The organism is Pseudomonas sp. GT1P32, from assembly GCF_054897805.1.
The window spans coordinates 2,166,054-2,182,264 of record NZ_CM142704.1; the positions used below are offsets into that span (position 1 = coordinate 2,166,054).

At 60.3% G+C, this 16,211-nt stretch carries 13 protein-coding genes and 4 tRNA genes; 2 read left to right on the top strand and 15 right to left on the bottom strand.

All coding sequences use genetic code 11. The annotated features are described in order from the left end of the window. Window positions 1-263: 263 nt before the first annotated feature. The 5 genes from asd to leuC form a co-directional block, all read right to left on the bottom strand. A complete protein-coding gene (gene asd / locus ACYZUC_RS09860) occupies window positions 264-1,376 on the bottom strand; it encodes an aspartate-semialdehyde dehydrogenase (protein ID WP_008037636.1) in 1,113 nt (370 codons plus the stop codon). Window positions 1,377-1,444: 68 nt separating this feature from the next. Next, a complete protein-coding gene (gene leuB / locus ACYZUC_RS09865) occupies window positions 1,445-2,527 on the bottom strand; it encodes a 3-isopropylmalate dehydrogenase (protein ID WP_280163445.1) in 1,083 nt (360 codons plus the stop codon). Window positions 2,528-2,606: 79 nt separating this feature from the next. Then, window positions 2,607-3,374, bottom strand: coding sequence for a class I SAM-dependent methyltransferase (locus ACYZUC_RS09870; RefSeq protein WP_461995397.1), 768 nt, complete (start codon window positions 3,372-3,374; stop codon window positions 2,607-2,609). A 152-nt stretch (window positions 3,375-3,526) separates the two neighbouring features. Next, window positions 3,527-4,171 carry a 3-isopropylmalate dehydratase small subunit gene (gene leuD, locus ACYZUC_RS09875; RefSeq protein ID WP_084318008.1) on the bottom strand — a complete coding sequence of 215 codons (645 nt, stop codon included), beginning with the start codon at window positions 4,169-4,171 and terminating at the stop codon, window positions 3,527-3,529. Window positions 4,172-4,181: 10 nt separating this feature from the next. Further along, window positions 4,182-5,600 carry a 3-isopropylmalate dehydratase large subunit gene (gene leuC, locus ACYZUC_RS09880; protein WP_008028300.1) on the bottom strand — a complete coding sequence of 473 codons (1,419 nt, stop codon included), beginning with the start codon at window positions 5,598-5,600 and terminating at the stop codon, window positions 4,182-4,184. Window positions 5,601-5,746: 146 nt separating this feature from the next. Here leuC and ACYZUC_RS09885 point away from each other — a divergent pair, with 146 nt between their 5' ends. After that, complete coding sequence (locus ACYZUC_RS09885; protein WP_461995399.1) at window positions 5,747-6,637, top strand: LysR family transcriptional regulator; 891 nt, start codon at window positions 5,747-5,749, stop codon at window positions 6,635-6,637. A 66-nt stretch (window positions 6,638-6,703) separates the two neighbouring features. Then, a complete protein-coding gene (locus ACYZUC_RS09890; protein ID WP_461995401.1) occupies window positions 6,704-9,982 on the top strand; it encodes a PAS domain S-box protein in 3,279 nt (1,092 codons plus the stop codon). A gap of 65 nt (window positions 9,983-10,047) precedes the next feature. Here ACYZUC_RS09890 and ACYZUC_RS09895 read toward each other — a convergent pair whose 3' ends face one another. The 10 genes from ACYZUC_RS09895 to gltX form a co-directional block, all read right to left on the bottom strand. Then, window positions 10,048-10,494 carry an Hsp20 family protein gene (locus ACYZUC_RS09895; RefSeq protein ID WP_253439292.1) on the bottom strand — a complete coding sequence of 149 codons (447 nt, stop codon included), beginning with the start codon at window positions 10,492-10,494 and terminating at the stop codon, window positions 10,048-10,050. Window positions 10,495-10,614: 120 nt separating this feature from the next. Next, window positions 10,615-11,574, bottom strand: a complete 960-nt coding sequence (locus ACYZUC_RS09900) for a tRNA dihydrouridine synthase (protein WP_461995404.1) — start codon at window positions 11,572-11,574, stop codon at window positions 10,615-10,617. 171 nt (window positions 11,575-11,745) lie between these two features. Then, window positions 11,746-12,183, bottom strand: a complete 438-nt coding sequence (locus ACYZUC_RS09905; protein ID WP_461995406.1) for an acyl-CoA thioesterase — start codon at window positions 12,181-12,183, stop codon at window positions 11,746-11,748. A gap of 48 nt (window positions 12,184-12,231) precedes the next feature. Then, window positions 12,232-13,065, bottom strand: coding sequence for an alpha/beta fold hydrolase (locus ACYZUC_RS09910; protein WP_461995407.1), 834 nt, complete (start codon window positions 13,063-13,065; stop codon window positions 12,232-12,234). Between the two features lie 31 nt (window positions 13,066-13,096). Further along, entirely contained in the window at window positions 13,097-13,636 is a 540-nt protein-coding gene (locus tag ACYZUC_RS09915) for a TetR/AcrR family transcriptional regulator (RefSeq protein WP_008037648.1), read from the bottom strand. Window positions 13,637-13,819: 183 nt separating this feature from the next. Beyond that, window positions 13,820-13,895: transfer RNA gene (locus ACYZUC_RS09920), tRNA-Glu, on the bottom strand. 80 nt (window positions 13,896-13,975) lie between these two features. Next, window positions 13,976-14,051, bottom strand: a tRNA-Ala gene (locus ACYZUC_RS09925). Between the two features lie 53 nt (window positions 14,052-14,104). Continuing rightward, window positions 14,105-14,180: transfer RNA gene (locus ACYZUC_RS09930), tRNA-Glu, on the bottom strand. Window positions 14,181-14,259: 79 nt separating this feature from the next. Next, a tRNA-Ala gene (locus ACYZUC_RS09935) sits at window positions 14,260-14,335 on the bottom strand. A gap of 239 nt (window positions 14,336-14,574) precedes the next feature. After that, window positions 14,575-16,056 (bottom strand): glutamate--tRNA ligase, encoded by a 1,482-nt coding sequence (gene gltX, locus ACYZUC_RS09940; RefSeq protein WP_008037650.1) that lies wholly within the window; start codon window positions 16,054-16,056, stop codon window positions 14,575-14,577. Between the last annotated feature and the right edge of the window lie 155 nt (window positions 16,057-16,211).

Here is a 16,211-nt window from a genome sequence, read left to right on the forward strand (position 1 = left end):
GGGTGTACCTCTGGCGAAACGGGTGGAGCGGCACTTTACCGGGTGGAGGGTGTGCAGGCAATTCGGCCGGGGATTATGCGGCGCCGGCGGGATCGCCATCGCCAGCAAGCCGGCTCCTACAATTTTGAGATTAAGCGCCCCCCCTGTAGGAGCCGGCTTGCTGGCGATGGCGGCCTGCCTGACAACCCATCAACATCAGGTTATCGGAAATAAAAAAACCCGCGCCCCTTTCAAGGCACGGGTTCTTTCATTGCTTCAATCGATCAACGCTCAAGCAGAATCCGCAGCATGCGACGCAGCGGCTCGGCCGCGCCCCACAGCAGCTGGTCGCCAACGGTGAAGGCGCCGACGAACTGCGAACCCATGTTCAGCTTGCGCAGACGGCCAACCGGAACATTCAGGGTGCCGGTGACCTTGGTCGGGCTCAGCTCCTGCATGCTGATGTCGCGGTTGTTCGGCACCAGCTTGACCCAAGGGTTGTGCTGGCTGATCAACCCTTCGATATCGGCGATCGGCACGTCTTTGTTCAGCTTGATGGTCAGCGCCTGGCTGTGGCAGCGCATGGCGCCGACGCGCACGCAGATGCCATCGACCGGGATCGGACTCTTGAAGCGACCGAGAATCTTGTTGGTCTCGGCCTGGGCCTTCCACTCTTCACGGCTCTGACCGTTCGGCAGTTCCTTGTCGATCCACGGGATCAGGCTGCCGGCCAGCGGTACGCCGAAGTTCTCGGTCGGGTACGCGTCGCTGCGCATGGCTTCGGCCACACGGCGGTCGATGTCGAGGATGGCGCTGGCCGGGTCGGCCAGTTGATCGGCGACAGCGCCGTGGGTCACACCCATTTGCTTGATCAGTTCACGCATATGCTGCGCGCCGCCACCGGAGGCTGCCTGATAAGTCATGGCGCTCATCCACTCGACCAGACCGGCTTCGAACAGACCGCCCAGGCCCATCAGCATCAGGCTGACGGTGCAGTTGCCGCCGATGTAGTTCTTGGTGCCCGCGTCGAGCTGCTGGTCGATGACCTTGCGGTTGACCGGGTCCAGCACGATGACCGCGTCATCCTGCATGCGCAGGCTGGAAGCGGCGTCGATCCAGTAACCCTGCCAGCCGGCTTCGCGCAGCTTAGGGAAGACTTCGCTGGTGTAGTCGCCACCCTGGCAGGTCAGAATCACGTCGAGGGTTTTCAGCTCTTCAATGCTGTAAGCGTCCTTGAGCGGAGCAATGTCCTTGCCCACGGACGGGCCTTGGCCACCGACATTGGAAGTGGTGAAAAACACCGGCTCGATAAGATCGAAATCCTGCTCTTCCAGCATCCGCTGCATGAGCACGGAACCGACCATACCGCGCCAACCGATCAGACCTACACGTTTCATCGCAACTACACCTTCTTGAAAAGTGGGCCGCTGCTTTCGAAGTGGAAAGTGGCAGCGGGCCCGAGAGATTACAGATTCCGCAGCGCGGCGACTACTGCGTCACCCATTTCCTGCGTACCGACTTTAGTGCAACCGGTCGACCAGATGTCGCCCGTCCGCAGGCCCTGATCCAGCACCAGGCTCACGGCTTTCTCGATTGCATCCGCTGCACCCGACTGGTTGAAGCTGTAACGCAACATCATCGACACCGACAAAATGGTCGCCAGCGGGTTGGCGATGCCCTTGCCCGCGATGTCCGGAGCCGAACCGTGGCACGGCTCGTACATGCCTTTGTTATGGGTATCCAGCGATGCCGACGGCAGCATGCCGATGGAACCGGTGAGCATCGACGCCTGGTCGGACAGGATATCGCCGAACATGTTGTCGGTGACGATCACGTCAAACTGCTTCGGTGCGCGCACCAGCTGCATGGCGGCGTTGTCGACGTACATGTGGCTCAGTTCGACTTCCGGGTAATCCTTGGCCACTTCTTCGACGATTTCACGCCACAGCTGGCTGGAAGCCAACACGTTGGCCTTGTCCACCGAGCACAGCTTCTTGCCGCGCACCATGGCCATGTCGAAACCGACGCGGGCGATGCGGCGGATTTCGCTTTCGCTGTACGGCAGCGTGTCGTAGGACTGACGCTCGCCGTTTTCCAGGGTGCGGGTGCCACGCGGCGCGCCGAAGTAGATGCCGCCGGTCAGCTCGCGAACGATCAGGATGTCCAGGCCGGAAACGATCTCGGCTTTCAGGCTGGAAGCCTCGGCCAGTTGCGGGTACAGGATCGCCGGACGCAGGTTGCCGAACAGGCCCAGTTGCGCACGGATTTTCAGCAGACCGCGCTCAGGGCGGATATCACGCTCGATGGTGTCCCATTTCGGGCCGCCCACGGCGCCCAGCAAAACAGCATCGGCGGCGCGAGCACGCTCCAGGGTTTCGTCGGCCAGTGGCACGCCGTGCTTGTCGATAGCGGCGCCGCCGATCACGTCGTGGCTCAGTTCGAAACCCAGGCTGTACTTGTCGTTGGCCAGTTCCAGCACCTTGACCGCTTCGGCCATGATTTCCGGGCCAATACCGTCACCTGGGAGAATCAGAATCTGCTTGCTCATGCTTTCCTCATGTCATCAGTCGGTGTGCCCGTGGGCACGCCCGGAAAAATTCTATCGCTCGGCGCTTATGTTTCCGAGCTTATCGTTCAGCCATCAGTACCAGTACATCGGTACTGAACGAACCATCGGCCTCAATCTCAAAATATTCGCGTACTTCGTTGCCCATCGACTGCTGCAACTCGAGGATCGCGGCGCGCATCACTTGTGGTGTGCGCATGCGCTCGACCCAGCTGTTGTACTCCAGACGCAGGCGTTGACGCGTGGTGCTGCGAGTGTGCAACCCCGCCTCGCTGACCTGACGCAGCCACTCGCCGGCGGAATAATCGCGCACATGGCTGGTGTCGCGCAGCACTTCGACACTTTGCAGGTAAGTGTCGAACAACGGGCTGCCCGGTGACAATACGTCGATGAACGCCGCCACGCCGCCTGGCTTCAACACCCGCCGGACTTCGCGCAGGGCCAGGCCGAGATCGCTCCAATGGTGCGCCGAATAACGGCTGAAGACGAAGTCGAATTCGCCATCGGCGAATGGCAACCGCTCGGCGGCACCCAGGACCGTGGACACGTTGCCCAACCCACGATCAACGGCAGCACCGGCGACCACGTCGAGCATTTGCTGCGACAGGTCGTAAGCCACCACTTCCTTGACCAGCGACGCCACGTGAAAACTCACGTGACCGGCGCCGCAACCGAGGTCCAGCACGCGGGCATCGCCCTGCCCGGCCAGCTCAGCCTGTATCAGCGCAAATTCAGTGCCTTGAGCGTGGACGGCGCTGCTCAGGTAGGCCGAGGCCTGTTCGCCGAATTGCTTTTGTACAACCTGAGTGTGCTGGGCGGTGCTGGTCATGGGGACTTCCTTTTTCGGGTGAGTCTTGGGGTGTTTTTTCGAGCCTCATCGCTGGCAAGCCTCGCTCCTACAGGTATTGCGCTGTCCTTGTAGGAGCGAGCGGTGCGGCGATCCGACTTGCCCGCGAAGGCGTCATCACGCCTTACGCAAACTTATGCGTCGCGAAACAACCACGGCTGGCTCGCACGGTGCTTGGCTTCAAACGTCGCAATCGCCTCGTGATCCTGCAAAGTCAGGCCGATGTCATCGAGGCCGTTGACCAGGCAATGCTTGCGGAACTCGTCAAGCTCGAAGCTGTAGACCTTGCCGTCCGGCCGGGTCACGGTCTGGGCTTGCAGGTCGATCTTCAATTCGTAGCCAGGATTCGCCTCGACCTGCTGGAACAGTTCATCCACTTCAGCGTCGCTCAAGATGATCGGCAGCAAGCCGTTCTTGAAGCTGTTGTTGTAGAAGATGTCGGCATAGCTCGGCGCAATGATGCTGCGGAAACCGTACTCTTCCAGCGCCCACGGAGCGTGCTCGCGGCTGGAGCCGCAACCGAAGTTCTCGCGGGCCAACAATACGCTGGCACCCTGGTAACGCTCGGCGTTGAGGACGAAATCCTTGTTCAGCGGACGCTTGGAGTTGTCCTGGTAGGCATAACCCACGTCCAGGTAGCGCCATTCGTCAAACAGGTTCGGGCCAAAACCGGTGCGCTTGATCGACTTCAAGAACTGCTTCGGAATGATCTGGTCGGTGTCGACGTTGGCACGATCCAATGGCGCGACCAAACCGGTGTGTTGGGTAAAAGCTCTCATGTGCGGTTCCTCAGATCAGTTCGCGAACGTCGATGAAACGACCGTTGACGGCAGCCGCCGCGGCCATGGCCGGGCTGACCAGGTGCGTACGGCCACCGGCGCCCTGACGCCCTTCGAAGTTGCGGTTGGAGGTCGATGCGCAATGCTCGCCCGACTCCAAACGGTCCGGGTTCATCGCCAGGCACATCGAGCAACCTGGTTCACGCCACTCGAAACCGGCCTCGAGGAAAATCTTGTCCAGGCCTTCGGCCTCGGCTTGCGCCTTCACCAGGCCCGAGCCCGGCACCACGATGGCTTGCTTGATGGTCGAAGCCACTTTGCGGCCCTTGGCGATCACTGCCGCAGCGCGCAGGTCTTCGATCCGCGAGTTGGTGCAGGAGCCAATGAATACACGGTCCAGCTGAATGTCGGTGATCGCCTGATTGGCGGTCAAACCCATGTACTTCAAGGCGCGTTCGATGGAACCGCGTTTGACCAGGTCCATTTCCTTCGCCGGGTCCGGCACGTTCTGATCGACCGCCAACACCATCTCGGGCGAAGTGCCCCAGCTGACTTGAGGTTTGATCTGCGTGGCGTCGAGTTCAACGACGGTGTCGAACACCGCATCAGCGTCGGAAACCAGGTCTTTCCAGGCTTCGACAGCCAGGTCCCATTCCGCGCCTTTCGGGGCAAACGGACGGCCTTTCACGTACGCCACGGTTTTTTCATCCGCCGCCACCAGACCTACGCGAGCGCCGGCCTCGATGGACATGTTGCAGATGGTCATGCGGCCTTCGATAGACAAGTCGCGAATGGCGCTGCCGGCAAACTCGATGGCGTGGCCATTACCGCCGGCGGTGCCGATCTTGCCGATGACTGCGAGCACGATGTCCTTGGCGGTCACGCCGAACGGCAGTTTGCCTTCGACCGACACCAGCATATTCTTCATTTTCTTGGCGACCAGGCACTGCGTGGCGAACACGTGCTCGACCTCGGAAGTGCCGATGCCGTGCGCCAGGGCGCCAAAAGCACCGTGAGTCGAGGTGTGCGAGTCGCCGCAGACCACGGTCATGCCCGGCAAGGTTGCGCCCTGCTCCGGACCGATCACGTGAACGATGCCCTGACGCACGTCATTCATTTTGAATTCGGTGATGCCATATTCATCGCAGTAGTCGTCGAGGGTCTGAACCTGCAAACGCGAGACCTGGTCGGTAATCGCTTCGATGCCGCCCTTGCGATCCGGAGTGGTCGGTACGTTGTGGTCCGGTGTGGCGATGATCGAGTCGACGCGCCAAGGCTTGCGCCCGGCCAGGCGCAGGCCTTCGAAAGCTTGGGGCGAAGTCACTTCATGGATGATGTGGCGGTCGATATAGATCAGCGACGACCCATCGTCGCGCCGTTTCACTTCATGGGAATCCCAAAGCTTGTCGTAAAGCGTTTTGCCGGCCATCAGACGGTCCTCATCAGCGTGTTTCTATGCCCTGGATTTTGAGAGATTCAATAACCCTTTGGCTTGTGAGGTCGATCCTAGGGGGTTACATTAAATAACTCAAATTCATATTTTTTATGCTTTGGATAACCAACTGGAATACGACGATGGATCTGGCCAACCTCAATGCCTTTATTGCCATTGCCGAGACAGGAAGCTTCTCCGGTGCCGGCGAACGGCTGCACCTGACGCAACCGGCAATCAGCAAACGGATTGCCGGGCTGGAGCAGCAATTGAAGGTGCGACTGTTTGATCGACTGGGCCGCGAAGTCGGTCTGACCGAAGCCGGACGCGCCTTGCTGCCACGGGCTTATCAGATTCTGAACGTGCTGGACGACACCCGCCGCGCCCTGACCAACCTGACTGGCGAAGTGACCGGCCGCCTGACGCTGGCCACCAGTCACCACATCGGCCTGCACCGTTTGCCGCCCTTACTAAGGGAATTCACCCGCCGTTACCCACAAGTGGCGCTGGATATTCAGTTCCTCGATTCGGAAGTGGCCTACGAAGAAATCCTCCACGGTCGCGCCGAGCTGGCCGTCATCACCCTCGCGCCCGAGCCTCATGCACTGGTCAAGGCCACGCCGGTGTGGGACGACCCGCTGGATTTCGTGGTCGCGCCGGAGCATTCACTGATCAGCAATGGCGCGGTCAGCCTGGCGGACATCGCCCTGCATCCGGCGGTGTTTCCCGGTGGCAACACCTTTACTCACCATATCGTCCGACGCCTGTTCGAAGCCCAAGGCTTGACGCCGAACATCGCAATGAGCACGAATTATCTGGAAACCATCAAGATGATGGTATCGATCGGCCTGGCCTGGAGCGTGTTGCCGCGCACAATGCTTGACGATCAGGTTGCGCGAATACCCTTGCCCGGCATACAACTGACTCGCCAGCTAGGCTATATCTTGCACACCGAACGGACGCTGTCGAACGCAGCACGGGCTTTTATGGCCTTGCTGGATGCACAACTCGATCTGCCAGGGACTCAAGGCTAATTTGTGCTACTCCTATAGAGCCTCAAATACCTGCGCCTAACGCCCCATTCAGCCCAAGGCCTGCCAATGCCGAAATCTGTTGACCGTATTCCGCCGATGCCACGTATTCAGGCGCTTGACCCGAAACGATCCGAGCAAAGCTGGGAGAGTGCGCCGCAGCTGCTGGCCGCCCTCAACGGCGCACGTTTGGGCGCCTGGTATTGGGACATTGAGCGCGGGCAGATCAGTTGGTCGCGGGGTACGCAGGCACTGTTCGGTTTCGACCCCCGGCAACCATTGCCGGCGGATCTGGAATACCTCGACCTGTTGCCCCCGGAGGATCGAGCGAAAACCCTCCGTGCCTTCCACGCGGTGATCGCTGGCGCGCCGCTGGAACAGGCGATGCATCACCGCATTCGCTGGCCCGACGGCAGCCTGCACTGGCTCGAAATCAACGGCAGCCTGCTGCCGGACAAACACGGGCGACCACGCATGATCGGGGTGATCCGCGAGATCACCCACCAACGTCAGCGCGAACAGGCACTGAGCAGCTCGGAAAAACGCTTCGCGACGCTGTTTCACCTGTGCCCGAACATGGTCCTGCTGACCCGCCAGGAAGACGGGCTGATCACCGAAGCCAACCAGTATTTCGAAAGCCTGTTCGGCTGGCCGGTACAGAACGCGATTGGCCGCACCACGCTGGAACTGGGCCTTTGGGTGCACCCGGAGCAACGGGAGAAACTGGTCAAGGCGACCAAGGCCAAAGGCGAGCTGATCAGCATGGAAGTGCAGTTCCGCGCCAGCAACGGCCAGGTTCACGATGGCATCCTCAGCGCACAAAAAGTCGAGCTTGAGGGCCAGCCCTATCTGCTCAGCACTTTCCTCGACACCACCGAACGCAAGGCCGCCGAACTTGCCCTGAAGGACAGCCAGGAACGTCTTGACCTAGCGCTGGACTCGGCGCAGCTCGGCACCTGGGACTGGCACATTCCCAGCGGCATGCTGTATGGCTCAGCCCGCGCCGCGCAGTTGCACGGGCTGGACCCCATACCGTTCCATGAATCCTTCGACGAGTTTTTCGAAGGCGTGCCTGGCGAGGAGCGCGACAGCATGCGCGACGCCTATCGCAGCCTGCGCGAAGGCCCGGCCGGCAACTATCAGTTAACCTACCGCGTACAGCTGGAGGACGGCACTTCGCGTTACCTGGAAAGCCGCGCCCGCCTCTACCGCGATGAAAACGGCGCACCGCTACGCATGGCGGGGACCTTGCTGGACATTACCGATCAGGTCGAGCGCGAACAGAAGCTGGTCGCCTCCGAAGAGAAATTTGCCACCCTGTTCCAGGTCAGCCCGGACCCGATCTGCGTTACCCGCCAGGACACCGGCCAGTTCATCGAGATCAACTCCAGTTTCACCCAGACCTTCGGCTGGAGCACCGCCGAGGTGATTGGCCGCAGCGCTGACGAGATCGGCCTGTGGGATGCGTCGGCAAAAAGCCTGCGCCGGATCGAACAAGTCATCCGCGAGCAAGGCCTGAACAACGTCGCCATCATCGTCCAGCACAAGGACGGCCAGTCGCTGACCTGCGTGATTTCCAGCCGCCAGATCAGTGTCGGCGACCAGCCGTGCATCGTTACCACTTTGCGTGATATCACCCAGCAACAACGCTCGGAAGCGGCGCTCAAGGCCAGTGAAGAGAAGTTCGCCAAAGCCTTCCACTCCAGCCCCGACGCCATCACCATCACCGAACGCGACACCGGGCGCTATCTGGAAGTCAACGACGGCTTCTGCCGCCTGACCGGCTACCGCGCCGATGAAGTCGTCGGCCGCACGGTGTACCAGGTCGGCATCTGGGCCGAAGAGAAACAACGCTCGGCACTGCTCGCCGAGCTGCAGATCAAGGGCCGGGTGCATCACCAGGAAATGCTCGGCCGCAACAAGCGTGGCGATTTGCTGACCGTCGAAGTCTCGGTGGAACCGATCACCCTCAATGAAACCGCGTGCCTGCTGCTGACCGCGCGGGACGTCAGCCTGTTGAAAAACGCCGAAGCGCAGATCCGCCACCTGGCCTACCACGACCCGCTGACCAACTTGCCCAACCGCGCACTGCTGATGGATCGCCTGAGCCAGCAGATCGCCCTGCTCAAACGCCACAACCTGCGCGGCGCCCTGATGTTTCTGGACCTCGACCACTTCAAACACATCAACGATTCGCTCGGCCATCCGGTGGGCGACACGGTGCTGAAAATCATCACTGCGCGCCTCGAAGCCAGCGTGCGCATGGAAGACACCGTGGCACGATTGGGCGGTGACGAATTCGTGGTGCTGCTCAGCGGCCTGGAAGGTTCGCGCAATGAAGTCAGCGAGCAGGTCCGCGAGCTGGCGGACACCTTGCGCGAACTGCTGTCGGAACCGATGTTCCTCGACGGTCAGCGCCTGCAAGTGACACCGAGTATCGGTATCGCGCTGATTCCCGATCATGGTTCGACCCCGACCGACCTGCTCAAACGCGCCGACATCGCGCTGTATCGGGCCAAGGATTCGGGACGCAACACCACCCAGATGTATCACAACACCATGCAGAAGGCCGCCAGTGAACGCCTGCGCATGGAAACCGACCTGCGCCTGGCCCTTTCACGGGGCGAATTCGACGTGCATTACCAGCCGCAGGTGGACGCGCGCGACAATCGCATTGTCGGCGCCGAAGCGTTGGTGCGCTGGAACCATCCGGAATTGGGCGCGCAATCGCCGACTGAATTCATCAAGGTCCTGGAAGACAGCGGACTGATTCTGGAAGTCGGCACCTGGATCGTCGACGAAGCCTGCGATGCCTTTAAACAGTTGATCGCCAAGGGCCTGATCGACCCGCTCGACTTCAGCCTGTGCGTGAACATCAGCCCACGACAATTCCGCCAGAACGACTTCGTCGAGCGCATCGAGCTCAGCCTCGCCAACCACGGCCTGCCCTGCTCGCTGCTGAAACTGGAGATCACCGAAGGCATCGTCATCCAGAATCTGGAAGACACCATCGGCAAAATGCGTCGCCTGAAAAAACTCGGCATCAGCTTCGCCATGGACGACTTCGGCACCGGTTATTCCTCGCTGACTTACCTCAAGCGACTGCCGGTCGACACCCTGAAAATCGACCAGTCATTCATTCGCGACGCGACTACCGACCCGAACGACGCCGAGATCATCCGCGCCATCGTCGCCATGGCCCGCAGCCTGGAGTTGAAAGTGATTGCCGAAGGGGTGGAGACGCCGGAACAGTTGGAGTTTTTGCAGGGGCTGGGCTGCCATTTTTATCAGGGCTATCTGCACAGCCAGCCGCTGCCGGTGGAGATGTTCCAAAAACTTCTGAAATAACCCGCTCCTACAGATTGCGGGCACAAAAAAAGGGCGCCATTGGCGCCCTTTTTCATTGCCCCGCCTTAGTGCTGCAGAGCGGGTTTTTGCGTCCCGTTGATAGGGATGCGTTTGGCTTTCGCCTCTTCCGGCACAACACGCAGCAGGTCGATGCTCAACAGACCGTTGCGCAGGTCGGCGGCCTTGATCTCGATGTGATCGGCCAGGCGGAACGACAGTTTGAACGCGCGCTGGGCGATGCCTTGGTGCAGGAAGGTCACGCCTTCAGTTGCGTCGCGTTTGCCGCCACTGATGGTCAGCACACCTTTCTCGACTTGCAGGTCCAGGTCTTCTTCCTGGAAACCGGCTGCCGCTACGACGATGCGATATTGGTCGTCGCCGTGTTTTTCCACGTTGTAAGGTGGATAGGTGCTGCCTGGCTCGTTGCGCAGGGCGGTTTCGAACAGGTCGTTGAAACGGTCGAAGCCTACCGAGGAACGGAACAGTGGGGCCAGGGAAAATGCAGTAGTCATGGTTCAAATCTCCTGAAAACAATCAGCAAGTTTTTTGTCTCCGCGACCCGAATTCGGCATCGCGTAATCCTTAGATAAGGACCGCTGATTGCATTTCAAGAGATTATTTCGAGATTTTTTTCAGGCCGCTTCGGCTACCTGCAACCCCAGCAAACGCGAAACCTGATCCAGTTCGGTTTCACGGCGAAGCAGGGTGAACAGCTCAACCGCTTCGGGATAATTACGGGTCAGCATCGCCAGCCACTGCTTCAGGCGACCGGGCGATTGGCGTGGCGTCATCTGGGCTTTGGCTTGCAGCCAGAAGTCCTGAATCAGCGGCAGCAGCTCGGCCCAGGTCATCTCGACCACCTCTTCACCGGCACGGGCGGCGGCGATCTGCCGGGCCAGGTCCGGACGCGACACCAGCCCGCGACCGAGCATGATGTCTTCGACACCGCTGATTTCGCGGCAGCGGCGCCAGTCTTCGACGCTCCAGATATCACCGTTGGCGAAAATCGGCACTTTCACCACTTCCTGCACGCGAGGGATCCACTCCCAATGCGCCGGTGGCTTGTAGCCGTCCATCTTGGTCCGCGCATGCACCACGATGTGCTCCGCGCCGCCTTCGGCCAGGGCCGTGGCGCAGACCAGCGATCCGTCAGGGCTGTCGAAGCCGAGGCGCATTTTCGCGGTGACCGGAATGTGCGCCGGAACGGCGCGACGGACATGCTCGACGATCTGGTTCAGCAGCTCGGGCTCTTTGAGCAGTACCGCGCCGCCACGGGATTTATTGACGGTCTTGGCCGGGCAGCCGAAGTTCAGGTCGATGACTTCGGAACCCAGTTCACAGGCCAGCGCGGCGTTTTCCGCCAGGCACACCGGGTCGGAACCCAACAGCTGCACGCGCAATGGCACGCCGGACGCGGTGCGCGCACCGGTCAACAGTTCAGGACCGAACTTGTGGAAATAGGCAGGGGTGAGCAACTGATCGTTGATCCGGATGAACTCGGTCACGCACCAATCGATACCGCCCACACGGGTCAGCACGTCCCGCAGGATGTTGTCGACCAACCCCTCCATGGGCGCCAAAGCAATTTGCATGAAAAACACACTCGACGAAAAACGTGCGGCAGTTTACTGGTTTCGGCGGTTAGAGGGTATTTCGTCAGACCGGGCGGTGTTGATTGTGCGGACGCCTTCGCGGGCAAGCCTCGCTCCTACAGGTGCGGCACGATCTCATGTAGGAGCGAGGCTTGCCCGCGAAGGGTTCAATTAAATCGTGACTTGCAACGCCGGGCCGTAACCTTCGATGAACTCCGCCGGCATGCGCTTGGGCTTGCCCGTGGACAGCTCAATGCAGACAAACGTGGTTTGCGCGCGCAGTAACGTGGTGTTGTCGCTCGGCCGCTTGAGCTGGAAGTGTCGAGTCATTTTCAGGCGCTGGTCCCAATCGACGATCCAGGTCGCCAATTGCAACTCATCGCCTTCATAGGCCGCCGCCAGGTAATCGATCTCGTGCCGTACCACCGCCATCGCCCGATCCAGCCGCCGGTACTCGACCAGATCGAGGCCAAGCCGCTGCGAGTGGCGCCAAGCGCAGCGTTCGAGCCAGGTCACGTACACCGCGTTATTCGCGTGACCCAACCCGTCGATGTCCTCGGCGTCCACCGCAAGATCAATGATAAATGGCGTTGCCCGATCCCAGCCCATGCCCCACTCCCGGTCAGATGATGTCGACCGGGGCAGTGTAACGGATGCTCAGGCCGATTGGCGCGATTGCAGGCTGCGACCGGCCAGCAGTGATAACACGCCATCAATCACCCGCGGGTCGGCAAGCACCCGTTGATGACCGCCCTCCTCCAGCCGCAGCAAACGACTGTCGAACCAGGCCTCGTGGATCAGTTGGGATTCCTTGACCGGGACGAAGTTGTCGTCTTCGGCATGAACGATCAGGCCAGGCATGTCGAGCTGATAGTGCGAGACATCCAATGCAGCCGCACGCATGCCGACGTCTTTTTCGACTTGGCGAATGAACGCCGAACGGGCTTTTGGCGGTAGCCGCACGTAGCGGGCGAAACCGCGCAGAACCCCGAGAATCCGCGCCGGAGCGCCAATGGTCACCAGGGTTTCGGTGCGCAAGCCCAACTGAACGGCGAGCATGGCGCTGGCACCGCCCATCGAGTGACCGATGACCGCCTGCAGCGGCGGCAACTCTGCGGCGGCCTCAAGCATGGCCCGGGCGAACAGCACGACGTTGGCTTCGTTGCCCGGCGAGCGACCGTGAGCCGGACCGTCAAGGGCTACTACGGTGTAGCCGGCGTCAACCAGGGCGGTGATCAGGCTGGCAAACTGCGTTGGCCGACCTTCCCAACCGTGCATCAGCAACACTGCCGGGCCTTGCCCCCAGCGCAACGCCGAGAGGCCGAAACGGAGCGTGATGCGCTCGGATTTCGCCAATAACGGCAACTCCCAATCACGCGGCGGCAGATCCCGCGGCGTCATGAACGCCAGTCGCATTTTGCTCGCGACCAGTTTCGGTGCAAACCAGCCCAAGGTGCCATTAACGCCACGAACCCACTTTAACGTGCTCATCGCTCTCACTCCTCAGGCCATTGCCTTCAGGTCATTGCACCGCCGACTTGGCGGCACGCAGCAATCGATCAGACAACTCTCCCGGCCCCAGCGCCCGTGCCAGAGCCAATCCACCGACCATCAGGGCCATGTCGGCCAGGGCTTTGTCGGTGTCTTCCGGGCTGGCCGCCAACTGCGCGACCATCATTTCCACGTGTTCATTCAACGCCACCCGAAATGCGTCCGGCAGGCGTCCCAGCTCGCCGACGGAGGCCGGGATCGGGCACGCGGATTCAGAGGAATCCCGGTGTTTGCGTGACAGGTAAAACGCCGCCACCAACGCGCGACGCTCTTCGCCGGTCAATTCGGCGTCCATGTCGGCGATCAAGCTACGGCGGTGACCGAGCAGTTGCTTGAACGCTTCCAGCATCATCGCGTCCTTGCTTTCGAAGTGCGCATAGAAGCCGCCAACCGTCAGGCCGGCTGCGCCCATCACTTCGCCCACGCTCGGTTCGGCCGGGCCACGCTGAATCAGCGCTGCGCTGGCGGCCTTGAGAATGCGTTCGCGGGTTTGAGCTTTTTTATCGTTCATCGTTGCCTCCGAATATTACGACTAGAATATTATTCTCATAATAATTTTCCGCAAGTCGTAGATGTGACCGCTGGTCTGAAGAACAGTTTGAGAGAAATGGGGGATTTGGCCAAACGCCAGACAAACAAAAGGGCCATTCAATAATTGAATGACCCTTATAAAATCCCGCAGAGCGGGTAATCGTGGCGTCCCCTAGGGGACTCGAACCCCTGTTACCGCCGTGAAAGGGCGGTGTCCTAGGCCACTAGACGAAGGGGACGCAAAACCTTCTATACAACTGATCAGTGCTGAGAGCTGATCGATTCAAGGCCGGTGTGGCCAGACCTTGAACTGTAAAATTGGTGGAGCTAGACGGGATCGAACCGTCGACCTCTTGCATGCCATGCAAGCGCTCTCCCAGCTGAGCTATAGCCCCGGATTTTTCGCCTCGCGGCGGAGCGGCATCTTGCGACATCGCTTCTGTAAAACTGGCGTCCCCTAGGGGACTCGAACCCCTGTTACCGCCGTGAAAGGGCGGTGTCCTAGGCCACTAGACGAAGGGGACGCAAACCCTTCTATACAACAGATCAACGCTGAGTGTTGATCGCTTCAAGGCCGGTGTGGCCAGACCTTGAAGTGTAAATTGGTGGAGCTAGACGGGATCGAACCGTCGACCTCTTGCATGCCATGCAAGCGCTCTCCCAGCTGAGCTATAGCCCCTCATCGCTGAGGACGGGGCGAATCTTAATGGCGCTTCGGAAACGTGTCAAATTTATTTTTAACAATTTCCAAAGTTTTTTGCCGACATAACAATCACTTACCGCCCTCCCCCCGTAAATCCGGGGTATACGTGGATCTGTAGGAGCCAGGCTTGCCGGCGAATGGGACGCCTCGGTGTGCCTGGCACACCGCGTCATCGTTCTTCGCGAGCAAGCAACGCTCCTACAGGACCGTCGTTATCAGGCGATGTTGCCCAAGAGTTTTTCCCACTCTTTGTTTTCCTTCTTCGACACGCCACCGAGCAGGTCGATGGCCTGGCGCAGACGGAAACGCGTCAGGTCCGGGCCGAGGATTTCCATCGCATCGAGCACCGACACCGAACTCGCCTGACCAGTGATCGCAGCGAACATCAGCGGCATGGCATCGCGAAGCTTCAACTCCAGGGACTCGACCACCGCTTGAATGGTCGCGGTGATGCTGTCCTTCTCCCACTGACGCAGGCTTTCCAGCTTCCACAGAATCAACTGCATCAACTGACGAACCTGATCACCCGACAATTTTTTCGATTCAAACAGCTTGGCATCCGGGTTCACGCCACCGGCGAAGAAGAAACCGGCCAGCGGAGCGACCTGGCTGAAGGTTTCAACGCGGCCCTGCACGTGCGGCGCAATCTTCATCATGTACTCGGGGTTCAGCGCCCAGGTCTGCAAGCGGCTGGCGAACTCTTCCACCGGCAGATCACGCAGCCACTGGCCGTTGAGCCACGACAGTTTCTCGATGTCGAAAATCGGCCCACCGAGGGAGACGCGGCTCAGGTCGAAGTTATCGACCATTTCCTGCAGCGAGAACTTCTCGCGCTCGTCCGGCATCGACCAGCCCATGCGCCCCAGGTAGTTGAGCATTGCTTCCGGCATGAAGCCCATGCGCTCGTAGAACGTCACCGAGGTCGGGTTCTTGCGCTTGGACAGCTTGCTCTTGTCCGGGTTACGCAGCAGCGGCATGTAGCACAGCTCCGGTTGTTCCCAGCCGAAGTATTCGTACAGAAGAATCAGTTTCGGTGCCGAAGGCAGCCATTCTTCGCCACGCAGCACGTGGGTGATGCCCATCAGGTGGTCATCGACCACGTTGGCGAGGAAGTACGTCGGCAGGCCGTCGGTCTTCATCAGGACTTGCATGTCCATGCGATCCCACGGGATCTCGACGTCGCCACGCAGCATGTCCGGCACCACGCACACGCCTTCGCTCGGCACCTTCATGCGGATCACGTGCGGTTCGCCAGCGGCCAGGCGACGTGCAACTTCTTCCTTGGACAGCAGCAGCGCACGACCGTCGTACCGCGGGGTTTCGCCGCGAGCCATTTGCTCGGCGCGCATCTGGTCCAGCTCTTCAGCGGTGCAGAAGCACGGGAAGGCATGGCCCATCTCGACCAGTTGCTGGCAGTACTTCTGATAAATGTCGCCGCGCTCGCTTTGACGGTAAGGACCGTGCGGGCCGCCGACGTCCGGGCCTTCGCTCCAGTCGATGCCCAACCAGCGCAGGGCGTCGAAAATCTGCTGTTCGGACTCGCGGGTCGAACGCAACTGATCGGTGTCTTCGATCCGCAGGATGAACTCACCGCCGTGCTGCTTGGCAAAGCAGTAGTTGAACAAAGCGATGTAAGCGGTACCTACGTGGGGGTCCCCGGTAGGCGATGGCGCGATGCGCGTGCGGACGGTGGTCATGGCAAGTCTCGAAATGAAGATAAAACAAAGGGCGAATGGTAACAGGCGTTGCCCGCCCGGCTCCAGTGAGCAGGGCATTTAAGCCAAGTTTGCGTCTACAACGGGCCTGGGCCGGGATGAATGGTGGATTATCAGCCGATGGCATTTACCCACTA